Raw genomic sequence first — 23960 nt, 5'->3', positions numbered from 1 at the left:
GATGTTGAGCGTGCAGGATCAGGCGGCCGTCGGGACGGAAACAGTGCCGCCGCAGGCATGGACCCGAGAGAAGGCCCTGGTCATCTACCGATTGCCTTTCAACGATCTCTTGTTCCAGGCGCAATCGATCCACCGCCAGCATTTCGATCCCAATCGCGTGCAGCTATCGAAGCTGCTCAACATCAAGACCGGCGGCTGCCCCGAAGATTGCGGCTATTGCAGCCAGTCCTCGCATCACGCAACCGGCTTGCCGGCCTCGAAGCTGATGGATGTCGACGATATCGTCGCCGAGGCGCGCAAGGCGAAAGAGGGCGGTGCCAGCCGCTATTGCATGGGCGCCGCCTGGCGCAACCCGAAGCCGCGGGACATGGATGCGCTGGTCGACATCATCAGCGGCGTGAAGGCGCTCGGGCTCGAGACCTGCATGACGCTCGGCATGCTCGATCGCGAACAGGCCGAGCGCCTGAGCGCGGCCGGCCTCGACTACTACAACCACAACATCGACACGTCGGAAGCCCATTATCCGAACGTCATTTCGACACGTACATTCGCCGATCGGCTGGAGACGCTGGATCAGGTCCGACAGTCCGGCATGAAAATCTGTTCTGGCGGCATCTTGGGCCTCGGCGAGAGCGAGGCGGATCGCGTCGATATGCTGATCACGCTCGCCAATCTTCCCGAGCCGCCGGAGAGCGTGCCGATCAACATGCTGATCCCGATTGCCGGCACGCCGCTCGCGGAGGCCAAGCGCGTCGATCCGCTGGCGTTCGTTCGCGTCATCGCCCTGGCCCGCATCATGATGCCGGCCTCCTTCGTGCGGCTGTCCGCCGGACGCTCGGCGATGACTGATGAGATGCAGGCGCTTTGCTTCTTTGCCGGGGCCAACTCGATCTTTGTTGGCGACACGCTGCTGACAGCTGGCAATCCCGAGGCCGCCAAGGATCGCAACCTGTTCGACCGGCTCGGTCTGCAGCCGCTCTGAGCGCTTGTTGTGCTGCGCAGAAGTTTCCTCGGGATGCTGTCCTGCGCAGCAGAGGTGCGTCGAGGCGTTTGTTGTCAGCTACGGTAATTAGTTAGGGAGCGAGGGCGGAAGTCGCCCCGAGCATCGGTTCGGGCGCGGCGGTCCGTTGTCCTTAAGACCTTAACCATAAATGTCTGTTACGTCGGTACCAATCATCAAGATGAGCGGTGCGACATGCGCAGACGGTTACGAGGATATCTCATCGGAGGAGCGCTTATAACCGCAGCAGCGGCGCTGGCTTCGGTCAATGCGGCTTCGGCGTCCCCCCGCCTGATCTCCGTGGTCTTCAATTCGCAAGTGCAAAATCCGCAGCAGATCGGCGCGGACGTTTTTCGCCAGAAGCTCACGGCTATGCCCGGCAAGCACTTCGTCGTCGACGAACGCGCCGGTAATGCGCTCGGCAGCGAGGCCACCATTCTGACCGCGACGCGCTCGGGTGCCGCCGATGTTGCGGTGCTGTCGGGAGCCATTGTCAGCGCTGTCGTTCCCGAACTCAGCGTCTTCGATATTCCGTTCCTTTTCCGGGACGAGGCGCATGCCAAGGCGGTGATGCAAGGCCCGGTCGGTGCGCAGATCGCCGCCAAATTCGCCGACAAGGGGCTCGTGCTGCTGGCGCTCGGCAAGCAGGGCTTTCGCAACCTGACCAACTCGAAGCGGCCGGTGCGGACCCCCGACGACATCAAGGGGCTGAAGATCCGGGTGATCCCGAACGACACCTACAAGATGACGTTTCAGGCGCTCGGCGCTGACGTGAAGCCGATGGACTTTCCACTGGTCTATGCCGCGCTGAAGGACGGCCGGCTCGACGGTCAGGAGAATCCGGTGCCGACGATTGCCTCGAGCCGCTTCAGCGAGGTCCAGAAGTACCTGACCCTGACCGGCCATTTCTTCGCGCCGATCGCCTTTGTCGCCAATCGCGCGATGTTCGAACAACTCGACGCCGCCGATCAGCAGGCCCTGATCGCCGCCGCCAAAGCCGGCGCGGAGGCAACTTGGCAATCGCAGATGGATGCAGAGAAGCTCGCTGAGCTTCGCAAGGAGGGGATGGAGATCATCGAGAAGGTCGATCGCCAAGCCTTTGCCAACGCAGTCAAGCCCCTCGAGCCGGAGTTCGAAAAGCGGTTCGGCAAGGAGCTGATTGCCGCCATCCGCTCTACACAATAGGTCCGGTCATCCCATGAAACTCTCGTCCTTGCTGTCCGCGATCGGCATCCGCCCCCGGATCTTCGGTGGCTTCGCGCTGGTTCTCAGTTTCCTCGTCGTGCTGGCAGGCTTCGCTGTCGTCCAGGTCGAGCACATCGGCGGCACCGTCAACGAACTGGTGACCAGTGCCGACGGCGACGCGGCGATGTCGCAGGTTCGCGCCGCGCTGCTCGGTGCAAACAGTGCGGTGGAGAAGTTCATCCGCACCTGGAACCTCGGGGATAAGGACATCGCGACCAAAGCGATCGACAATGTCGGTCGGCTTGTGGACCAAGTTGATCAGAGATTCGGCAAGCTCAAGGACATCGCTGACGGCGTTGGTCCGGTCCGGAGCGCGCTGGAATCGTATCGGTCGTCATTCGCCGCTGCAGCTGACGCTGTCGATCGGCTGCGGGCGGCGACCACCAAGACGGACGTCCAGGGCGCCACCGCCGGCCTCGTTGCCGGTGGCATCCAGGTCGCGCTTGCCAACAGCACCGATTCGGAACGCCTGATCAATTCGATGCGCCTCGCCGGCACCGTCGATACGGTCCGGATCGCGGTGATGCGCTATGCAGCTACGCTGGCGACAGGCGATGCCGACGATGCCAAGCTGACTTTGAGCTACGCCCAGGCCGCACTGGGAGATGCGGAGGCCGAGCTTGCTCCGACCGCCGAGGCCAAACTGAAGTCGCTGGTGACCGCCTTGAAGGCCGCGCTGACTGCTGATGCCGCCGCGCTTGAGGAGGTGATCAAGGTCGCCGCCGATCTGCGCGCCAAGCAGGCCGATCTCTCCAAGGCTTCGCTGGCGATCGACGGGCAGGTGGATCGCATCAATCAGAGGCTTGGCGTCGTGCGTGCGGAGCAGGGCGACAGAACCGCCGCCTCTGTCCAGGATACGTGGACGACCGTGATCTATACCGCCGCCGCCGCGCTTGTCGTGGGCGCGATGCTGGCCTGGCTGATCGGTGGCAGCGTCTCAGGTCCGATCCGCGGCATGACCGACCGCATGCAGTCGCTGGCTGCAGGCGAATTGGAGCAGCCGATTCCCGGCGGCGAGCAGCGCGACGAGATCGGCCGCATGGCCCGGGCAGTCGAAGTGTTCCGCGACAATGCGCTGGCGGTTCGCCGCATGGAGCAGGAGGCCGCCGCGCAACGCGAAGCGGCCGAGGCTGACCGGACCAGGATGATGGCCGAACTCGCCAGCCGCTTCGAGCAGGGCATGCAGGGTGTTATCACCGGCGTCGGCGGCCGCGCCGATCAAATGGGGAGCAGCGCCAGCGATTTGGCGCGGGTCGCCGAGCGTGGCCGTGGGTTGGCCGAAGCCGTCGCCAACCGCGCCGAGCAGGCCTCGGTCAACGTGCAGACGGTGGCCTCCGCCACTCAGGAACTCGCCGCCTCGATCCGCGAGATCTCGAGCCAGGTGCAGCGCTCGGTCGCGGTCTCCAATCGCGCCACGCAGGAAACCCAGCGCACCTCCGAACTGGTGAACGGGCTGTCGAGTGCGGCGGAGAAGATCGGCAACATCATCCAGCTGATCCAGGCGATCGCCAGCCAGACCAACCTGCTGGCGTTGAATGCGACCATCGAAGCGGCGCGCGCCGGCGATGCCGGCAAGGGCTTTGCGATCGTGGCGAGCGAGGTGAAGAACCTGGCCTCACAGACCGCACAGGCGACCGAGCAGATCGCAAGCCAGATCGCCACGATCCAGGACGCGACGGATGAGACGGTGAGCGCGATCACGCAGTTCGAATCCACGGTGCGCGAGATGGCGGAAATCTCCAACGCGATCGCCTCGGCGGTCGAACAGCAGGGGGCGGCGACCGGCGAGATCGCGCGCAATGTCGAGGAGGCCGCGAGCGGCACCGCCGCGGTGAGCCGCGAGATCGTCGATGTCCGTGCGGTGGCCGGCGAGACCGATGCCGGCGCCGAAGCTGCACTTGCAGCCGCGGCGGCGCTGCAGCAGCAGGCGGTCTCGTTGAAGAGCAACGTCGCCGATTTCCTCAAGACCATCCGCTCGGCGGCGTAGCTGCGCCTGAGTTCCAGTTTTCGGCGTCTGGCGACGAGAGGCCCGCGCGTTGGTTCGCGCGGGCCTCTCATCGTTAGGCACGCCCGTTGCGGCAGCTCCGCATTGTGAGCGCGCGCTCGCCATGCGTGCCGCAAGCATCCCCTCTCGCGCGCGCACATACCCGCCCTTAATACCTTTCCTACCATTCCTTGCTATCCGTTCGCATGGGCTGAACGTAACGGTGGGGCTATGGGCAAGACGTTTCGAGAATTTTGGATCGCCGGCATCATGGGGGCTGCGCTGCTTGCGCCACATCAGGGCGTATCCGCCCCGCGGATGATCTCGGTGGCGGCGGGGCCTGCGGAGTTTCGTGAGAAGCTTGCGGCAAGCCACCGCTTCATCGTGGATGCGCGCTCCGGCAACGCACTTGGCGGCGAGCCCATCATCCTGTCCGCGACGCGTTCGGGCGCCCTCGACGCGGCCGTCCTGACCGGTGGCGTCGTCAGCGCCGTCGTGCCCGAGCTAAGCGTGTTCGATATTCCATTTCTGTTCCGCGACGAGGCTCATGCCAAGGCGGTGATGCAGGGCCCGATCGGCGCGCAGATCGCCGCCAAGTTCGCCGACAAGGGGTTGGTGCTGCTCGCGCTCGGCAAGCAGGGATTCCGCAATCTCACCAATTCCAAGCGCCCGATTCGCACCCCTGAAGACATCAAGGGTCTCAAGATCCGGGTGATCCCCAACGAGACCTACAAGATGGCCTTCAAGGCGCTCGGCGCCGAAGCGGTCCCGATGGATTTCCCGCTGGTCTATACCGCGCTGAAGGACGGCCGGCTCGACGGCGAGGAGAACCCGCTGACCACCATCGCCACGAGCCGCTTCTTCGAGGTCCAGAAATATCTGACCATGTCCGGCCACTTCTTCGCGCCGGTGGCCTTCGTCGCCAATCGCGCGATGTTCGAACAGCTCGAGCCGGCCGAGCAGGAAGCGATGATCGCGGCAGCCAAGGCCGGCGCCGAGGCAACCTGGCAGGCTCAGGTCGACGGCGCCAAGCTGCAGGAGTTGCGTGCCGCGGGAATGGAGGTCGTCGACAAGATCGACCGCCAGGCTTTCGTCGATGCGGTCAAGCCGCTCGATCCCGAATTCGAGAAGCGGTTCGGCAAGGAGCTGATCGCCGCCATCCGGTCCACCCGCTAAGTGCACGGCAGTATCATGAAAACCTCTTCCATCATGTCTTTGATCGGTATCCGCCCGCGCATCTTCGGCGGCTTCGCGCTGGTCCTGAGCTTTCTCGTGCTGCTCGCAGGCTTCGCCGTGGTCCAGGTCGAGCATATCGGCGGCACCGTCAACGAACTCGTGACCAGTGCCGCAGGCGATGCCGCGATGTCGCAGGTGCGGGCCGCACTGTTGAGTGCCAACGGTGCCGTGGAGAAGTTCATCCGCACCTGGAACGTCGGCGACAAGGACGCGGCGACCAAGGCGATTGAGAATGTCAGCCAGCTCGCCGATCAGGTCGAGCAACGCTACGGCAAGCTGGGTGCGATCGCGGAGGGGCTTGGCCAGGTTCGTGCTGCATTGAACATCTACCGGTCGGCGTTCTCCGCCGCGGCTGACGCAGTCGACCGGCTGCGCGCGGCGACCACCAAGACCGACGCTCACGGCGCGACCGCCGGGCTCGATGCCGCGGGCATTCAGGTTGCGCTCGCCAATCGGACTGATACCCAGCGCTTGTTCCAGCCGCTACGGATTGCCGCCGCGGTGGACGGCGTGCGCGTTTCGGCGATGCGCTTTGGAACGACGCTCGCCAATGCCGATGCCATCGATGCCAAGAACACATTGGCCAACGCGCAGGCCGTCGTTGCCGCGACCGAGACCGAAATCGCTCCGACCAGCGAGGCCAAGCTGAAGATGCTGGTTGCGGCATTGAAGGCTGAGCTTACGGCGGACGCGGCGGCGCTGGACGAAGTCGTCAAGGCAGCTTCGGACCTCCGCAGCAAGCAGGCAGAGCTCGTCAATGCCAGCACGGCAATCGAGGAGCAGGTCCATCGCATCAACCAAAGGCTCGGCGCCATGCGCGCCGAACAGGGCGACAAGACCGCGGTCGCGGTCGGCGACACCCGCCAGACAGTGATCACGACCGCGGCCGTGGCGCTCGTGCTGGGCTGCGTGCTGGCCTGGCTGATCGGTGGCAGCGTCTCGGGTCCGATCCGCGGCATGACCGACCGCATGCAGTCGCTGGCTTCAGGCGAATTGGAGCAGCCGATTCCCGGCGGCGAGCAGCGCGACGAGATCGGCCGCATGGCCCGGGCAGTCGAAGTGTTCCGCGACAATGCGCTGGCGGTTCGCCGTATGGAGCAGGAGGCCGCCGCGCAACGCGAAGCGGCCGAGGCTGACCGGAACAGGATGATGGCCGAGCTCGCCAGCCGCTTCGAGCAGGGCATGCAGGGTGTTATCACCGGCGTCGGCGGCCGCGCCGACCAGATGGGGAGCAGCGCCAGCGATCTGGCGCGGGTCGCCGAGCGCGGCCGTGGACTCGCCGAAGCCGTCGCCAACCGCGCCGAGCAGGCCTCGGTCAACGTGCAGACGGTGGCCTCCGCCACTCAGGAGCTCGCCGCTTCGATCCGCGAGATCTCGAGCCAGGTGCAACGCTCGGTCGCGGTCTCCAACCGCGCCACGCAGGAAACCCAGCGCACCTCCGAACTGGTGAACGGGCTGTCGAGTGCGGCGGAGAAGATCGGCAATATCATTCAGCTGATCCAGGCGATCGCCAGCCAGACCAATCTGCTGGCATTGAATGCGACCATCGAAGCGGCGCGCGCCGGCGATGCCGGCAAGGGCTTTGCGATCGTGGCGAGCGAGGTGAAGAACCTGGCCTCACAGACCGCACAGGCGACCGAGCAGATCGCAAGCCAGATCGCCACGATCCAGGACGCGACGGATGAGACGGTGAGCGCGATCACGCAGTTCGAATCCACGGTGCGCGAGATGGCGGAAATCTCCAACGCGATCGCCTCGGCGGTCGAACAGCAGGGGGCGGCGACCGGCGAGATCGCGCGCAATGTCGAGGAAGCCGCGAGCGGTACCGCCGCGGTAAGCCGCGAGATTGTCGATGTCCGTGCGGTGGCCGGCGAGACCGACGCCGGCGCCGAAGCTGCGCTTGCAGCGGCCGCGGCGCTGCAGCAGCAGGCGGTCTCGCTGAAGAGCAACGTCGCCGATTTCCTCAAGACTATCCGCTCGGCGGCCTGAGCGGTAGGATCGCCAAATTGCGTCCGTAACTGAAACCCGCGTGAGCTCCGTTCGCGCGGGTGGTCAAACCGGTCTCGACGATGCATGATGCGGGCCTGCATCCGGGGAAACGCCAGCTTGTCGTCCAAGGTCATTGAAGAGCCCGCCCGTCGAATCCCGGTTTATGGCGAGTACGAAGTTGCAGTGCTCGGCGGTGGCCCGGCCGGGATTGCGGCGTCGGTTGCTGCCGCCCGCGCAGGACGGCGCACGCTGCTGATCGAGCGGTACGGCTTTCTCGGCGGCATGGGCACCGCGGCGGGCGTGACCAATTTCTGCGGGCTGCATGCCAATGTCCATGGCGAGATGCATCGCGTCGTGCAAGGTGTCGCGACCGAGCTGCTCGCGCGCATCGATCGTCTCGGCGGATTGAACGCGCCGCACCTGGTGCTCGGCAAGATCCTCGCACAGGCCTATGACACCGCCGCCTACAAGATCGCCGCCGACGACCTGCTAGCGGCGCATAAGGTCGACATCCTGTTCCATGCACTCGGGGCCGGCGTCGTCATGGACGACGCGCGCAACATCGCGGCGCTTGCGATTGAGACCAAGTCCGGACGGCAGGCCGTGCGCGCGAACATCTTCATCGATTGTTCCGGCGACGGCGACCTCGCGGCCTGGGCCGGCGCGCCGTTCGAAGTCGGCGACGGCGAGGGGCACATGCTCTACCCCTCGATGATGTTTCGCCTCAATGGCATCGATCCGGCGCGGGCGGGCGAGGCGTGGCAGACCATCCCGCGGCTGATGGCAGCTGCCGAGGCTGCAGGTACGCACAAATTCCCGCGCAAGGCGGCAATTGTTCGGCCACAACGATCGCCGGTCGAATGGCGGGTGAACTTCACTCAGCTGGCACGCGCGGATGGCAGCGCGATCAGCGGCATCGTGGCCGATGATCTCACTCAGGGTGAGATCGTGGGCCGGCGACAGGCCGTCGAGGCCTTCGAGTTCCTGCGCACGGTGCCCGGCTTCGAACAGGCTTACATCGTCGATCTGCCGCCCCAGCTCGGCATCCGCGAGACCCGGCGCGTCACCGGCGGTTACTGCCTGACCGGAGAGGATGTGCTCGGTTGCGCGTCCTTCTCCGATTCCATCGGCGTCAACGGTTGGCCGATCGAGGCCCACGTCGCCGGCGATGTGATCTTTAAGTTTCCACCGATCCCCCAATCGCGCGGGTACAACGAGCTGCCCTACCACATGCTGGTTCCCGAAGGCATCGATAACCTTCTGGTCGCGGGTCGCTGTGCATCGATGACACATGAGGGCCAGTCGGCGGCGCGCGTCTCCGGCGCCTGTTTTGCGATGGGGGAAGCCGCTGGCGCCGCCGCGGCGCAATCGCTTGCCGCCAAGACCCGGCCCCGTGAGATCTCGATTGACACGCTCCAACTGGAGCTGACACAGCGGGGGGCCTTTATCGGGCGGCATCAGCAGGTCCCGACGGGCCTTTAGACGCGCAACAGCTCTAGATCCGGAGGAGACGTATGATCCAGCATGCCAGGCCTTTGTTGGCCGCGCTTCTTGCCCTGGCCAGCATGGCGCTCGCGCGCGCCGATGAACCGGCGAAGGTGAAGATCGGCGTGCTGCGGCTGTCATCCTCCGCGCCGGTGTTCATCGCCCAGGACAAGGGCTATTTCCGCGAGGCCGGGCTCGACGTCGAGTTGAAGTTCTTCGATGCGGCGCAGCCGATTGCGGTTGCGACCGCCACGGGCGATGTCGATTTCGGCATCACTGCCTTCACCGCCGGGCTCTACAATCTCGCCGGCAAAGGCACATTGAAGGTGATCGGGGGGATGAGCCGGGAGAAGCCGGGTTATCCGCTGATCGGTTACTTCGCCAGCAACAAGGCCTACGCGTCCGGCCTTAAGACGCCGAAGGATCTGGCCGGCAAGCGCATTGCGGTCACGCAGGTGGGCTCGAGCTTTCACTACTCGCTCGGCCTGCTCGCCGAAAAGGATGGGTTCAAGCTGTCGGACGTGAAGATCGTGCCCTTGCAGTCGCTGTCAAACGTGGCGGCCGCACTGAAAGGCGAGACGGTGGATGCAGCGCTGCTGCCGGTCTCGACCGCGCGCAAGCTGATGGATGACGGCGGCGCCAAGCTGCTGGGCTGGGTGGGTGACGAAACACCGTGGCAACTGGGCGCCGTATTCGCATCCCCGAAGGCGCTGGCCGACAAGACGGTGGTCACTCGTTTGCTCGGTGCTCTCGAGCGCGCGGATCGTGAATATCACGATGTGATTCTTGTCTCGATCAAGGACGGGGTAGCCGTGATTGACGACAAGACCAGGCCACTGCTCGAGATCATCGGCAAATATACCAATCTGCCGGTCGAGCAGGTGGCCGGCAATTGCGCCTATATCGATCCCCACGGCAAACTCGACGTGAAGAATGTCGACAACCAGATCAAATGGCTGCAGGCGCAAGGTTTCGCCGACAAGGGCTATGATGCCGAGAGCATCATCGCCAAGGATTACGTGAAGCCGGATTAGAAGGGCGCCCGGGCCTCCTGCGCCCCTGAATCCGAGAGACCGCAATGGACCTGATCGCCGACCATATCAGTCATCGCTTCGACACGCTCGACGTGCTCGATGGCGTCTCGTTCACAGTCTCCGCCGGCGAGGTGGTGGCGATCGTCGGGCCATCCGGTTGCGGCAAGAGCACGCTGCTGTCGATCCTCGGCGGCCTGCTGCAGCCGAGCGAAGGACAGGCTATGTTGCGCGGTGCGCCGCCGCCGGACAGTCTCAATCCGCTGACCTTCGTGTTCCAGGATTTCGCGCTATTGCCCTGGAGCACGGTGGAGGACAACGTCGCGTTTCCGCTTCTGCACACCGAGCTCTCGACGCAGCAGCGCCTTGCTGCGGTCGATGATGCGCTTCGCCGCACCGGGCTGTCCGACTTCCGCGGCGCCTATCCGAAGCAGCTGTCCGGCGGCATGTGCCAGCGCGTCGGCATCGCGCGGGCGCTGGCGGTCAAGCCTGCGATGCTGCTGATGGACGAGCCGTTATCGGCGTTGGATTCGCAGACACGCGAATTGTTGCTGGAGGACTTCGTCGGCCTGCTGGCGGACGGCGGCATGGGCGCGATCTATGTCACGCATAATCTGGAGGAAGCGGTGCGTCTCGCCGACCGCATCGTCGTGCTCTCGCGGCGTCCCGGCCGCATCCGCGAGGTCGTCACTGTTCCGATGACCCGTGCCGAGCGTGGCGACGTCGGCTTGCGCGAACGCCTGCTGCGTTTGCAGAATGATTTGTGGTCTCTGATCCGTGCCGAGGCGATCGATGCCGAGCGCGAGGTCCAGCATGCTTGACCGTGCTGAGAGCTCCGAGCCCGCTTCAGGTCAGGCGACCGGCGCGCTGCGGCCGATCCGCTTTCGCGGCGCGGGCTTCACCCCGGCGACTAGTCGCTCCGCCGGCTGGATCGCGCTCGCAACCGTGCTCGCGTTGTGGCAGGCAGCTGGTAGCCTCGCGCTGGTCAATCCGTTGTTCCTGCCGACGCCCTTCGCGATCGCCCGCGCACTTTACCAACTCGCGATCTCCGGTGCGCTCTGGCAGCATGTTTCGGTGTCGCTGTTTCGGATCGGTGTCGGCTGGGCGCTCGGCACCGTCTCAGGCATCGTCGTCGGTTTCGCGATCGGTCTGTCGCGCATCGCGCGCAGCGTCGGCATCACCTTCGTCTCGGCGCTGTTTCCGATCCCGAAGATCGCGGTGCTGCCGCTGCTCATCTTGTGGCTCGGCATCGGCGAAGCGCCGAAGATTGCGACCATCGCGCTCGGCGTGTTCTTCTCCACCACCATCTCGGTCTATAGCGGCGTCGATGCGGTGCCGCGCAACCTGATCCGGATGGCGCAGAGCTTCGACGTGCCGTTTGCCACCATCGTGCGCCGCGTGATCTGGCCCGGCGCACTGCCATCGATCCTGGCCGGCTTTCGTATCACCGCCTCGGTCGCACTGATGCTGGTGGTCTCTGCCGAGATGATTGGCGCCGACACAGGTATCGGCACCTTCGTGCTGCAGGCCGGCAATCTGATGCAGACCGATCAGCTGATGGCCGGCATCGTCGTTCTATCTGTGTTCGGGCTCGCGATTGGAAAGCTGATCAGCCTGCTGGAGGCCCGGCTGCTGCATTGGCGATAGTTGAGGAGAGCGCTGCGGCCAACTAAAAGGTCGTCATGCCCGGGTCAAGCCCGGCCATGACGAAGCAGAAAGCGTTCAAGCATTCCCCCGGTCTTCCCGGAACAGGTCGAGCTTCTGCTGCACCGGCCGGTCCGAGAACGAGAACAGCACCGCGTCTTCGTCGGCCTCGTGTGTGACCCACTGCCAGCTCGGCACCACGAATAGATCGCGCGGGCCCCACTCGAATGTCTGCTCGCCGATCCGCGTGCGACCCCGGCCTTCGACCGCCGTGAACACGGTCGCATCTGTTGACCGATAGCGCGCCGTCTTGAAGCCCTTCGGCAGCAGCTGAATGAAAGTGCCGATGGTCGGCATCGCGAAATCGCCGGTCTCGGGGTTGGAGAATTTCAGCTTCAGCCCGTGGCAGGCGTCCCATTCGTCGCGCCGCTTCGCCTGTTCCAGGGCCTCGCGGGTGTAGGAATAGGGATAGCTGAAGATCGGCGAGGTCCTGGATCTCGCCTTGGCATCGACCGGCAGCAGATTGTGGCCGTAGCGGGCGAAGCTGTCGCCGCTGGGACGGGCGACCTTCTGCTGATCCTCCTTCGATCCTTCCGCAAAGGAGGCGTCCAGGAACTGCACCAGCGGGATGTCGAGCCCATCGAGCCAGAACATCGGCTCGGAGGTCTCGTTGCCGTGATCGTGCCAAGTCATCGACGGCGTAATGACGAAATCGCCGGGCTGCATCAGGGTGCGCTCGCCGTCGACCGTGGTGAAAGCGCCTTTGCCTTCGAGCACGAAGCGCAGCGCTGATTGGCTGTGCCGATGCGCCGGCGCGATGTCGCCGGGGATCACCATCTGGATTCCAGCATAGAGCGAGGTGGTGACCTTGGATTGACCGCGCAGGCCCGGATTCTCCAGGATCAGCACGCGCCGCTCGGCCTCCTTCGCCGTGATCAGCCGGCCGGCCTCCACCATGTAGTCGCGGATGGCTGCAAACTGCCACAGATGCGGACGGCACCCGCTCTTCGGTTCCGGCGTGATGAGGTCGCTCATCACGGTCCACAATGCGGTAAGGTTCTGGCCGTCGATCTTCTTGTAGAACGCCTCGCGTTCGGGCGTCGAAATGGCTGCCATGAGCGCCTCCCGTGACCTTGTTGTTGATTGACAGTATACTGACGATTTCACGAGCGTCAATTGCGGGCATAATGACAGCGTTCAAGGGAGGATCACGATGAAGCTGCACGGCTATTTCCGCAGCAGTGCGTCCTATCGGGTCAGGATCGCGCTGAACCTCAAAGGGCTCACCGCCGAGCATCTGCCGCATCACCTTCGCAAGGGCGAACAACGCGCGCCTGATTATCTGAAGCTCAACCCGCAAGGCTTCGTCCCGACGCTGGAAGGCGACGGCGGCGCCGTGCTGATCCAGTCGCTGGCCATCATCGAATGGCTCGACGAGACCCATCCCGTGCCGCCGCTGTTGCCGAAGGATCCGCTCACCCGTGCCAGGGTGCGGGCCTTCGCGCAGGTGCTCGCCTGCGACACGCATCCGGTGCAGAACCTGAAGGTGCTGGCGCGGCTGCGTGAGCTCGGCCTGCCCGAGGATAAGGTCACGGCCTGGGCCGGCTGGGTCAATCGCGAAGGGCTCGCCGCCTGCGAAGCCTTGATCAAGCACGAGCCGGGACCGTTCTGTTTTGGTGTTGCGCCGACGCTGGCCGATCTCTGCCTCGTGCCCCAGCTCGGCAACGCCCGGCGTTTCGGCGTCGATGTCGCCGCTTTCCCGCGGCTGTTGCAGGCGGAGGCCGCGGCAAAGGCGCAGCCGGCCTTCGCCGATGCCGCCCCGGAGCGCCAGCGCGATGCCGAGTAAGCCGCCTGACATCACGATGGACGCGGTCTACGGCAAGCCGGGTTATCTGTTTCGGCGCATGCAGCAGATCGCGGTCTCGATCTTCATGGAGGAATGCAGGGCGTTCGACCTCACGCCGGTGCAGTATGCCGCGCTGGTCGCGATCCAGACCCATCCCGGCATCGATGCCACCAGGCTGTCGGCCGTGATCGCCTTCGATCGGTCCACGCTGGGCAGCGTGATCGAGCGGCTGGAAGCGAAGGATTATATCGCGCGCGAGGCGTCGCCCGGGGACAAGCGGGTCAAGCTGCTCGCCATCACGAAGGCCGGCGCAGCGCTGTTGCGCAACGTCATGTCATCGGTGAACCGCGCGCAGGCGCGCATGCTGGCGCCGCTCAAGCCGGCCGACCGCAAGACCCTGCTGGCGCTGCTGTCGCAACTCGTCGATCTCAACAACGAGGCCTCGCGCGTGCCGCTGCGCGCCGAGGACGCGTTGGAGCGGTTGGGAAAGGCGGGTTGAGAGAGATACGCCTGCTCGCTTTCGTCTCGGTCCCACAAAAGAGCTCGATGAATCCGTCATTGCGAGGAGCGAAGCGACGAAGCAATCTAGAGTTTTGGCGTAATTCTGGATTGCTTCGCTTCGCTCGCAATGACGGGCGAGTGTACGGCGACGTCCGAGATCATGATGCGATTAGAAGGAAGCGCATCGTGAGCTCATCTTTTTGATTGAGCATGATCTCCGCGCAAACGCCTATGGCGTTTGTCGCGAGGGAAAGCCGGTTCCCCCCTTTTCCGGATCATGCTCTAGGCTCACATCCGCATCACCGCCTGGCGATCGATCTTGCCGGTTCCGGTCTTCGGCAGCTCATCGACGAACACGATCTCGCGCGGATATTTGTAGGGTAACAGCGTTGCCTTCACATGATCCTGTAGCCGCTTGGTCGTCTCCCGTTCGTCGTAGTTTGCCCCGTTGATCACCACCACGGCCTTCAGGCTCATGCGGCGGTCCGGCAGCTCATGCGCGAACACGGCGCACTCGCGCACCTCGGGGTGCTCGATCAGGCATAATTCGACCTCGAGCGGATAGACCCATTGGCCGGAGATCTTGACCAGGTCATCGGCGCGGCCGCGGAAGAAATGAAAACCGTCCGCGTCGCGCGTGAAGCGGTCGCCGGTGTAAATCCACCCCTCCTCGCGGATGGTCTCCGTTGTCTTGTCCGGACGATTCCAATAGAGCGGGGTATTGGAATCGCCGCGCACCCACAGAATGCCTTCCTCACCGGTGCCGACCTCGCGGCCGTCGCTGTCGCGCAGCGCGATCTCATAACCCGGCACACGCAAGCCCGCTGCGCCGAGCTTCTTGCGGTCCTCGCGATTGGAAAGGTAGATGTGCAGCACTTCGGTCGAACCGAGCCCCTCGATGATCTCGAGCCCCGTCAGCTCCTTCCAGCCATCGAAGACCTCGGCCGACAGCACCTCCGCGGCGGAGATCGCCATGCGTAGCGGGGAGAAGTCGGTGGCTCTTGCGCCATCGGCTTTGGTCAGTGCGGTGTAGAGCGTCGGCAGGCCGAAGAATACGGTCGGGCGAAAACGCCCGATCGCCTCGAAGATCGCCGCCGGCTTCGGCTGGCCCGGCAGCAGCAACGTCGTCGCCCCCGCCGAGAACGGGAAGGTGATGGAATTGCCGAAGCCATAGGCGAAGAAGATCTTCGGCACCGAGAAGCAGATGTCGTCGGGCTTGAGTCGCAGCACATTCTTCGCAAAGGCCTGATCGCTATAGGCCATGTCGTGCTGCAGATGGACGATTCCCTTGGGCCGTCCGGTCGAGCCGGACGAATACATCCAGAACGCCATCTCGTTGCGGTCGGTCTCGGCCTCGGCGAGTTCGACCGGGAAGCCGGCCAGCCAATGCGCGGCGCTCAACGCCTCCGGCGCTGCGTTGCGACCGACCTCGCCATTGACCACGACGAGCGTGCGCAGGCTCGTATTCGCGCAGGCTTGGGCGTCGAACCGCGCCGCGAATTCCGCATCGGCGACGGCGACCTTCGCGCCGGAATCGGCAAGATAAAACTGCAACAGATCCGGCGGCGTCAGCGTGTTGATCAGCAGCGGCACGAAGCCGGCGCGCACCGCGCCGAAGAACGCGGCTGGATAGGCCGGCGTGTCGTCAAGAAACAACAGGATGCGATCGCCGCGCGCCAGCCCGAGCGAGGCAAAGCCGTTGCCCCAGCGGCAGGCTTCCGCGCAGAGCTCCGCATAGCTGCGCGAACCTGCGGGGCCGATCAGCGCCGGATGGTCGCCGCGTCCCTTCCTGAGGTTGTCGAACAGGATGCGGCTGGCGTTGTAGCGCGAAGGGATCGCGAAACCGATCTCGCGCGCGCCCGAGCTGTCGCAAGGGACCTGATCGACGATCTCGTTGCTCATGATCGTCCTCCCTTGCCGCGCGATCCCTCATAGCGCGCCATGAACTGCGGCGACATTGCACGCAGACGTGCGTCGTCGATCCGGCCCGAGCGGGTGATGTAACTGTAGGCGAAATCCAGCAGATCGAGTTTCATATGCCCGGGGAATTTCTCATACCAATCGGCGCTGGTGCGCGCCGCCGCCACCAGCTTCTTCACGATCGGCTGCCGTTCCGCTTGGTAGCGCGCCAGCCCGTCCTGGATGCGCCGTTCGGCCTCCAGCGCTTTGAGCAATGCGATCGCGTCCTCGATCGCCAGCCGTGTGCCGGAACCGATCGAGAAATGCGCCGTGTGCAAGGCATCGCCGATCAGCACGACATTGCGATGCCACCAATGCTCGTTCCAGACCCAGGGAAAGTTGCGCCACACCGAGCGGTTCGAGACCAGGGGATGGCCGTCCAGCGTGGCAGCGAAGACCTCTTCGCAGATCGCCTTCGAGTCCTCGATCGACATCTCGGCGAAGCCATAGGCCTGCCATGTCGCCCGGTCGCATTCGACCAGGAACGTGCTCATCTCGGGCGAATAGCGGTAGTGATGAGCGTTGAAGAAGCCGCGCTTGGTTGCGACGAAAGTCTGCGACAGTGTCGGGAAGGTCTTGCTGGTGCCGTACCAGGCGAACTTGTTGCTGGAATGGGAGATCGAGAAGCCGAAATCGCCTTCGTAGGTCCGGCGTGCCAGCGAGTTCAGCCCGTCGGCGGCGACGATCAGGTCGTAGCCTGCAAGCTGATCCAAGGATTGCACCTGGGTGCCGTAGCGTGCGGCAACGCCGACGCTTTCCGCGCGCGCCTGCAGCAGTCGGAGCAGGTCCAGCCGGCCGATCGCGGAGAAGCCGACGCCGTCGATCTCGACGCTTTGCCCGCGCAAATTCAGCGTGATGTTGCGCCAGCTCTCCATGTGCGGCGCGATCGCGTCCACGGCGTCCGGATCGTCGGCGCGCAGGAATTCGAGCGCCTGTTCCGAGAACACCACGCCGAAGCCCCAGGTCGCATCCGCCGGGTTCTGCTCGAACAGATCGACCTCGGCGTCCGGATGACGCTTCTTCCACAGATAAGCGAAATAGAGCCCGCCAGGGCCACCGCCGAGCACGGCAATACGCACGCGCCTCTCCTCCCAATTGACAGTATACTGTTTATTTTGGGTGAGACTAATCCGCCGGCGCGGAACGCGCCAGCGGAATTTGCGATCGGGGAGGAGAGAGGCGAGTTAGACCCGGACCATGCGCTTGCCGCGGTTCTCGCCGGCCAACAGGCCGATCAGCGCTTTCGGCGTGTTCTCCAGTCCGTCGATGACGTCTTCCTGCACCTTCAGCCGGCCCGAGGCCACCCAGCTCTGCAGGTCGGCGATCGCCTGGTCGCGGCGGTCCATGAAGTCCGTCACGATGAAGCCCTGCATCACCAGCCGCTTCACCACGATCAGCCCGGGCACGCCGCGCGGGCCGTGCGCCGAGGGAGCCTGGTCATATTGCGAGACGGCCCCACAGCAGGCGATCCGGCCGTAATTCTTCATCAGCGGCAGGCAGGCTTCGAGAATATCGCCGCCGACATTGTCGAAATAGACGTCGACGCCGTCAGGTGCCGCCGCCTTCAGCGCCTTGAACACAGCGCCCTCTTTGTAGTCGACCGCAGCATCGAAGCCGAGCTCGGATGTCAGCCAACTGCATTTGTCCTTGCCGCCGGCAATGCCGATCACGCGGCAGCCCTTGATCTTGGCGATCTGCCCGACGATCGAACCCACCGAGCCGGCGGCGGCGGAGACCACCACGGTGTCTCCGGCCTTCGGCCTGCCGATCTCCAGCAGGCCGAAATAGGCGGTCAGGCCGGCGATGCCGTAGACGCTGAGCAGATGGGTCAGCGGCTCGATCTTCGGCAGTTTGACGAGGTGCTTCGCTGATACGACTGCATAATCCTGCCAACCGGTGTCGCCGAATACGATGTCGCCGGCAGCAAGGCCGGGCGCCTTGGACGAGATAACTTCGGCGACCGCGCCGCCCGCCATGACGCTGTTCGCCTCCACTGCGGACCGATAGGTCGCGCCCTGCATCCAGGCGCGGTTGGCGGCATCGAGCGAGATGTAGCGCACGCGGAGCAAAGCCTCGCCGTCCTTCGGCTCTGGTATTGCGCCCTCGACCAAGCGGAAATGCTCAGGGCCGAGCTTGCCGCTCGGCTTTTCGACCAGAAGGATCTGGCGATTGGTCGTGTTGCTCATAAGCTTCGCTCCCTGCGCTCCGGCGCCGCAACTTGATGTCGTTGAGAACACATGCGGCGCTGTTGTTTATGGCCTCATCCCATATTGGGGAGGCACTGGCAAACCCTCCGGAAGTGGCCGTTGGACAGCGCGCGATCGGCCGTCGTCAGCTCGCAAACACCTTATCCAGCGCAGCGCGATACGCCGCATAGACCGCGTCGGGATATCGCCTGCCGAGGGCTTCCATCATCACGCCGGAATTGATCTCCAGCACCTGCCAGCGGCCTTCTGCATATACCACGTCGATCGAGGCGAAGCGGATGCCGATCACCTGTGCGGCCTGCGCTGCCAGCATCACGCAGGCCTCGCGCGCCGGGTCGCCATCGAGGAGCACAGGCTTGGCGCCCGCCTCGAGATTGTGCCGCCAATTGAGCAGCCGCGGCTCGCCGGCCGGCACGATGGCCGCAAGCGCGGTCGCGCTGAAGTCGTCCCGCAAGCGCGCGAGCATCCCCTTCCCCTTTGAAGGCGCGACCGTCGCCAGCGCAAGCTCCAGTAGCGTTCGTTCGCCGTCGCCGACCACGCTTGGCCGCTCTTTGCGGTAGACCAGGAGTGGCGAGCCATCGAGCTGCACCACGCGCACCTCGTCCTCGATGTCGAGAAAGGGCGAGATCGCGACGTTCGTGTTGGCCGCAAACAGGCCGGTCACGGCATCCACCAGCTGGTCCCGCCGCAGGACGTGCGTCACAAAGCGTCCCGACGTGCCCTCGTTGGGTTTCACGACAAGCCCGGCGGGATGCGCTTCGAGCAAGTCCAGCATCGAAGGCCACGGAGTCTCGGCGTCCCCGTCGAATGCTGGTGCGATGAAGAACGCATGAGGCACCGCGGGCAGGCCGGACAGGCTAAGTAGGTCCGCGGTTGCCGCCTTGTCGCTGGCCAATCGGTGCGCCACCGCACTGTTCAGGCCAAGGTCGTAGCCGAAGATCAGGTTCCGCCGGCCGGCGCGATGGAGCACGAGCAGCCAGCCCTCGGCCCGGATGTCGAGCGCAATCCCGTGCTCGGCGCAGTAACGCCTGACAGCGTCGATCAGGATCCGGGGGCGGTTAAGCATTGCTCAAGGATTGGCCAAGGATGCGGAATTTAAGTGCTGGGAAGATCGGGCTTCAACAAGTAAATTGCGAAGATCGTTTGTGTACGAATGAATCTCCGGGGCCGCTGGGGAGCATAGGCCGGCATGCATTTGCCGGCTATCGATTGTGCATTGCAGCGGGTTGATTTCCGGCCGGTTTTGTGTACATCAGGCGACGACAAATCTGCAGCAGTTACAGAGGGTTGCAGTCATTTTGCGGCGCAGCCCATTTCTTCCAACATCAGCCTGCGTGAAGAAACAAACATCATGAGCGCGTTCTATCGAGAGAAAGTTCTTTCCGTCCAGCACTGGACGGACACCCTGTTCTCCTTCCGAGCCACCCGCGATTCCGGTTTCCGCTTCCAGAACGGCCAGTTCGCGATGATTGGCCTCGAGGTCGAGGGCAGGCCGCTGCTCCGCGCCTACAGCATGGCCAGCGCCAACCACGAGGAAGAGCTCGAATTCTTCAGCATCAAGGTCCAGGACGGTCCGCTGACCTCCCGCCTGCAAAAGATCAAGGAAGGCGACACCATCCTGGTCGGCCGCAAGGCGACGGGCACGCTGATCACCGACAATCTCTTGCCCGGTAGCCGGCTGCTGCTCCTGTCGACCGGCACCGGCCTTGCGCCCTTCGCCAGCCTGATCAAGGATCCGGACGTCTACGACCGCTTCGACAACATCGTGCTGGTGCATGGCTGCCGCCAAGTCGCCGAGCTCGCCTATGGCGAGACCGTCGTGGCCAAGCTGCGCGAGGACGAACTGTTCGGGCCGCTGCTCGAGGAGAAGCTGCAGTATTATCCGACCGTCACCCGCGAGCCGTTCCGCAATCGCGGCCGCATCACCGACCTGATCACCTCCGAGCAGCTGTTCAAGGATATCGGCCAGCCGCCGCTGAACATCGAAACGGACCGCATCATGATGTGCGGCAGTCCGGCGATGCTGGAGGAGCTGAAGGGCATGTTCGAGTCCGGCGGCTTCGTCGAAGGCAGCGGCAACACGCCCGGCCATTTCGTGATCGAGAAGGCGTTCGTCGAGCGCTGATACGTCAGCTTACCGGCGCCTCGACGCAATCGGGGCGCCGCCTTTCCTGCCAATATCCTCCCTTGCAGGTTTTGAAGCGGCTGTGCGAGGTTCAGCCGCAAGGACCGGGCCCACGAAGGCCCGGCGCAGCAGGGAGGGGATTTGATCGCGCCTCGCGCGGCCGTCCCCCGTGATGACAGGGGACATGCATGAATTCCATCATACGGCGGCAAACGCTCGGCGATCTCCTGCGGCGCAGCGCGGCGCGCACGCCACAGAAGACGGCCGTCATCTGCGGCGATGTCAGCTGGAGCTATTCCGAATTCAACGCCATCGTCGACCGTCTCGCGGCTGGCCTCGCCGAAGGCGGCATCGGCAAGGGCGAACGCATTGCCATCCTCGCCCGCAACTCGCATGCTTTTGCCGCGCTGCGCTTTGCGTTGGCTCGGCTCGGTGCCGTGCTGGTCCCCATCAACTTCATGCTCAAGCCGGAGGAAGTCGCCTACATCCTCAAGCATGCCGGCGCACGCCTGCTTGCGACCGATAGCGGCTTCGCGCCGTTGGCGCGCGCTGCCAGGGATTTGGCGCCGGCGGTCGAACAGTTGATCTGGCTGCCGTCGGAAGGCCCAAGCGAGCGCCAGGCGGACATGATCGATTTCGCCGCGCTCGCGGCATCTGCCGCCCCAGTGCCGGATGTCGAGCTCAACGGGAGCGATCTCGCGCAGATCGTCTACACCTCCGGCACCGAGTCGCTGCCCAAGGGCGCGATGCTGACTCATGATGCCGTGATCTGGCAGTATGTTTCCTGCGTGGTCGACGCTGGCATCGCGGCCGACGACGTCACGCTGCACGCCTTGCCGCTCTATCACTGCGCACAGCTCGACGTGTTCTTCGGCCCGGCCATCTATGTCGGCGGCACCAGCATCATCACCGCGTTTCCGACCCCGGACAATCTGCTGCCGCTGATGGCGAAATATCGCATCACCTCGTTCTTCGCGCCGCCGACGGTGTGGATTTCGATCCTGCGCTCGCCGCTGTTCGAGACCACCGATCTGTCGTCGTTGCGCAAGGGCTATTACGGCGCCTCCATCATGCCGGTCGAGGTGTTGCGCGAGCTCGCGCAGCGGCTGCCCGACGTGCGGCTGTGGAATCTCTACGGCCAGACCGAGATCGCGCCGCTCGCCACCATGCTCGGGCCAGAGGATCAGCTGCGCAAGCCCGGCTCCTGCGGGCGCGCCGTGCTCAATGTCGAGACTCGGGTGGTCGACGATCAGATGAATGACGTGCCCCCCGGGGTGGTCGGCGAGGTCGTGCATCGCTCGCCGCATCTGATGCTCGGCTATTTCCACGATGACGAGCGCACCGCGGCAGCTTTCTCCGGTGGCTGGTTCCACTCCGGCGATCTCGCCACCATCGACGACGAAGGCTACGTCACCATCGTCGACCGCAAGAAGGACATGATCAAGACCGGCGGCGAGAATGTCGCGAGTCGCGAGGTCGAGGAGGCGCTGTATCTGATCCCCGAGGTTTCGGAGGTCGCCGTGGTCGGCCTGCCGCATCCGCGCTGGGTCGAGGCGGTGGTGGCGGTGGTCGTGGCCAAGTCCGGCTGCCGGCCGACCGAGGAGGACATCCTCAAGCAGGTCTCGGGCCGGCTCGCGTCGTTCAAGACCCCGAAGCGCGTCGTCTTCGTCGATGCGCTGCCGAAAAACCCCAGCGGCAAGCTGTTGAAGCGCCAATTGCGCGAAATGCATGCCGATCTGTTTGCCGAAAGCCCATGAGCTCACCGCTCACCGGAAGGTGATCAGGACGACAGACGCGGCGGGAGGTCGTGACTGGAGGCGTTGCGCCGCAACAGCTAAGTCGAAAGACTAGCCGGTTGGGCGATAGATGATTGCTGCGGGAACTCGTAATCTTGCGGGCACGCTGTCGGTACAGGCTGCCGGCCAGCCTAGTCCTTTGGTAACGTTGCTCCGCTACATCCCGTAGAAGCGACATCGCCGACGCCTGCCGACGACATTGGCCCCGAGGGATTTCATGGAAACCTTGCTGCTCCCGCTCTCGCCCCGCTTCATCGTCCTGACGATCTGCGTGGTGGTCACGGCGCTGCTGCTGGCGCTCGGGCTCTACGATCGCAAGATCTTCGATCTGGTCCTGCTTCCGCTCCTGATCTTCGGCGCGCTCACCCTGCTCGGCATCCACGATCTCGTGCAGCGGAGCCACGCAGTGCTGCGCAACTATCCGATCTCCGCCCATATGCGTTTCCTGCTCGAGGAAATCCGCCCGGAGATGCGGCAGTATTTCTTCGAGAGCGAGAAGGACGGCATGCCGTTCTCACGCGACACCCGCGCCGTGGTCTATCAGCGCGCCAAGATGGCGCTCGACAAGCGGCCGTTCGGGACCCAGGAGGACGTCTATCGCGAAGGTTATGAATGGCTGCACCATTCGGTCGCGCCGAAGCCGCATGCGGAAGAGAAGTTCCGGATTCAGATCGGCGGCCCGGATTGCACCAAGCCCTATTCGGCGTCTGTCTTCAACATCTCGGCGATGAGCTTCGGCGCGCTCAGCCCGAATGCGGTGCGCGCGCTGAACGGTGGCGCCAAGAAGGGCGGCTTCGCCCATGACACGGGCGAGGGCGGCTTCAGCCCCTATCACGCCGAGATGGGCGGCGACATCATCTGGGAGATCGGCTCCGGCTATTTCGGCTGCCGCCGTCGCGACGGCGCGTTCGACCCGGAAGCCTTCGCGCGGGTCGCCGGCCTGGACCAGATCAAGATGGTCGAGCTCAAGATCAGCCAGGGCGCCAAGCCCGGTCATGGTGGCGTGCTGCCGGCGGCAAAGGTCTCGGAGGAGATTTCCAAGATCCGCGGCGTGGCGATGGGGGAGGATTGCATCTCCCCGCCAGCGCATCGCGCTTTCTCCACGCCCATCGGCATGATGCAGTTCATCGGCGAGATGCGAAAACTGTCCGGCGGCAAGCCGGCCGGCTTCAAGCTCTGCATCGGTCATACCTGGGAGTTCCTGGCGATCTGCAAGGCGATGCTGGAGACCGGCATCTATCCCGATTTCATCGTAGTCGACGGCAATGAAGGCGGCACCGGTGCGGCGCCGCTCGAATTCATGGACCATCTGGGCATGCCGATGCGCGAGGGCGTCAACTTCGTCCATAACGCGCTGGTGGGTCTCAACATCCGCGACCGCATCAAGATCGGCGCCTCCGGCAAGGTTGCGACCGCTTTCGACATGGCGCGCGCGATGTCGATCGGTGCCGACTGGTGCAATTCCGCACGCGGTTTCATGTTCGCGCTCGGCTGCATCCAGTCCTTGAGCTGCCACACCGATCGTTGCCCGACCGGCGTGGCCACGCAGGATCCGACCCGCAGCCGCGCGCTGGTGGTGCCGCACAAGCTGGAGCGCGTCTACAACTATCACCACGCGACGTTGCATGCGCTGGCCGAGCTGCTGGCTGCCGCCGGCCTCGAACATCCGCAAGACCTGCGGCCGATCCACTTCTCGCAGCGGACCTCGACCACTGAGGTCTCCTCGTTTGCACAACTCTATCCGGCATTGCAGCCGGGTGAATTGCTCGGGGGCACCGAAGACCAGCGTTATCGCGATGCCTGGCGGATGGCCCGTGCGGATACGTTTGCGCCGGCATCGTGAGAGGCGTTGCCGGCGCCATCCTTTTTCGGGAACTTCCGGGCCCGGCTTGCATCTAAGTCACGAGTTCCT

Annotated in this window: 19 protein-coding genes; 14 read left to right on the top strand and 5 right to left on the bottom strand. The window is 64.4% G+C overall.

The features are described from left to right. Position 1: 1 nt before the first annotated feature. From bioB to QX071_RS01680, 9 genes are all read left to right on the top strand, one after another. A complete protein-coding gene (gene bioB, locus QX071_RS01720; RefSeq protein WP_315702578.1) occupies positions 2 to 982 on the top strand; it encodes a biotin synthase BioB in 981 nt (326 codons plus the stop codon). Positions 983 to 1195: 213 nt separating this feature from the next. Next, entirely contained in the window at positions 1196 to 2185 is a 990-nt protein-coding gene (locus QX071_RS01715; protein ID WP_315702579.1) for a TRAP transporter substrate-binding protein, read from the top strand. A 13-nt stretch (positions 2186 to 2198) separates the two neighbouring features. Next, entirely contained in the window at positions 2199 to 4232 is a 2034-nt protein-coding gene (locus QX071_RS01710; protein WP_315702580.1) for a HAMP domain-containing methyl-accepting chemotaxis protein, read from the top strand. A 228-nt stretch (positions 4233 to 4460) separates the two neighbouring features. Further along, complete coding sequence (locus QX071_RS01705) at positions 4461 to 5405, top strand: TRAP transporter substrate-binding protein (RefSeq protein ID WP_315702581.1); 945 nt, start codon at positions 4461 to 4463, stop codon at positions 5403 to 5405. Between the two features lie 33 nt (positions 5406 to 5438). Continuing rightward, entirely contained in the window at positions 5439 to 7454 is a 2016-nt protein-coding gene (locus tag QX071_RS01700; RefSeq protein WP_315750663.1) for a HAMP domain-containing methyl-accepting chemotaxis protein, read from the top strand. A 117-nt stretch (positions 7455 to 7571) separates the two neighbouring features. Next, a complete protein-coding gene (locus QX071_RS01695; RefSeq protein ID WP_315702583.1) occupies positions 7572 to 8936 on the top strand; it encodes an FAD-dependent oxidoreductase in 1365 nt (454 codons plus the stop codon). A gap of 32 nt (positions 8937 to 8968) precedes the next feature. Next, on the top strand, positions 8969 to 9973 hold the full coding sequence (locus tag QX071_RS01690) for an ABC transporter substrate-binding protein (RefSeq protein ID WP_315702584.1): 1005 nt from the start codon (positions 8969 to 8971) through the stop codon (positions 9971 to 9973). Positions 9974 to 10017: 44 nt separating this feature from the next. Continuing rightward, the gene (locus QX071_RS01685) at positions 10018 to 10791 is read left to right on the top strand and encodes an ABC transporter ATP-binding protein (protein WP_315702585.1); all 774 of its coding nucleotides are present in this window, start codon (positions 10018 to 10020) and stop codon (positions 10789 to 10791) included. Further along, complete coding sequence (locus tag QX071_RS01680; RefSeq protein WP_315702586.1) at positions 10784 to 11617, top strand: ABC transporter permease; 834 nt, start codon at positions 10784 to 10786, stop codon at positions 11615 to 11617. The genes QX071_RS01685 and QX071_RS01680 overlap by 8 nt, the downstream gene beginning before the upstream one ends. A 75-nt stretch (positions 11618 to 11692) precedes the next feature. Here QX071_RS01680 and gtdA read toward each other — a convergent pair whose 3' ends face one another. Beyond that, a complete protein-coding gene (gene gtdA / locus QX071_RS01675; protein WP_315702587.1) occupies positions 11693 to 12730 on the bottom strand; it encodes a gentisate 1,2-dioxygenase in 1038 nt (345 codons plus the stop codon). Positions 12731 to 12827: 97 nt separating this feature from the next. On the opposite strand from gtdA, the gene maiA reads away from it, so the two are divergent. After that, complete coding sequence (maiA, locus tag QX071_RS01670; RefSeq protein WP_315702588.1) at positions 12828 to 13460, top strand: maleylacetoacetate isomerase; 633 nt, start codon at positions 12828 to 12830, stop codon at positions 13458 to 13460. Further along, a complete protein-coding gene (locus QX071_RS01665; protein ID WP_315702589.1) occupies positions 13450 to 13959 on the top strand; it encodes a MarR family transcriptional regulator in 510 nt (169 codons plus the stop codon). The genes maiA and QX071_RS01665 overlap by 11 nt, the downstream gene beginning before the upstream one ends. A gap of 290 nt (positions 13960 to 14249) precedes the next feature. Here QX071_RS01665 and QX071_RS01660 read toward each other — a convergent pair whose 3' ends face one another. The 4 genes from QX071_RS01660 to QX071_RS01645 all read right to left on the bottom strand — a co-directional run bounded on the left by QX071_RS01660 (position 14250) and on the right by QX071_RS01645 (position 19193). Further along, positions 14250 to 15863 (bottom strand): benzoate-CoA ligase family protein, encoded by a 1614-nt coding sequence (locus QX071_RS01660; protein ID WP_315702590.1) that lies wholly within the window; start codon positions 15861 to 15863, stop codon positions 14250 to 14252. Next, positions 15860 to 16999, bottom strand: a complete 1140-nt coding sequence (locus QX071_RS01655) for an FAD-dependent monooxygenase (RefSeq protein WP_315702591.1) — start codon at positions 16997 to 16999, stop codon at positions 15860 to 15862. The genes QX071_RS01660 and QX071_RS01655 overlap by 4 nt, the downstream gene beginning before the upstream one ends. A 105-nt stretch (positions 17000 to 17104) precedes the next feature. Beyond that, positions 17105 to 18106, bottom strand: a complete 1002-nt coding sequence (locus QX071_RS01650; RefSeq protein WP_315702592.1) for an NADP-dependent oxidoreductase — start codon at positions 18104 to 18106, stop codon at positions 17105 to 17107. 145 nt (positions 18107 to 18251) lie between these two features. After that, the gene (locus tag QX071_RS01645) at positions 18252 to 19193 is read right to left on the bottom strand and encodes a RimK-like protein (RefSeq protein WP_315702593.1); all 942 of its coding nucleotides are present in this window, start codon (positions 19191 to 19193) and stop codon (positions 18252 to 18254) included. Between the two features lie 285 nt (positions 19194 to 19478). On the opposite strand from QX071_RS01645, the gene QX071_RS01640 reads away from it, so the two are divergent. The 3 genes from QX071_RS01640 to QX071_RS01630 all read left to right on the top strand — a co-directional run bounded on the left by QX071_RS01640 (position 19479) and on the right by QX071_RS01630 (position 23891). After that, positions 19479 to 20252, top strand: a complete 774-nt coding sequence (locus QX071_RS01640; RefSeq protein WP_315702594.1) for a ferredoxin--NADP reductase — start codon at positions 19479 to 19481, stop codon at positions 20250 to 20252. Positions 20253 to 20440: 188 nt separating this feature from the next. Further along, positions 20441 to 22009, top strand: a complete 1569-nt coding sequence (locus tag QX071_RS01635) for an acyl-CoA synthetase (RefSeq protein WP_315702595.1) — start codon at positions 20441 to 20443, stop codon at positions 22007 to 22009. Between the two features lie 256 nt (positions 22010 to 22265). Then, positions 22266 to 23891: an FMN-binding glutamate synthase family protein gene (locus tag QX071_RS01630; protein WP_315702596.1), complete on the top strand. Its 1626-nt coding sequence runs from the start codon at positions 22266 to 22268 to the stop codon at positions 23889 to 23891. The last annotated feature ends 69 nt before the right edge of the window (positions 23892 to 23960 follow it).

Source organism: Bradyrhizobium sp. SZCCHNS1022 (assembly GCF_032484835.1).
Taxonomy (GTDB): domain Bacteria; phylum Pseudomonadota; class Alphaproteobacteria; order Rhizobiales; family Xanthobacteraceae; genus Bradyrhizobium.
Note: the sequence above shows the minus strand (reverse complement) of the source record. Positions and strands in the feature narration are given on the sequence as shown.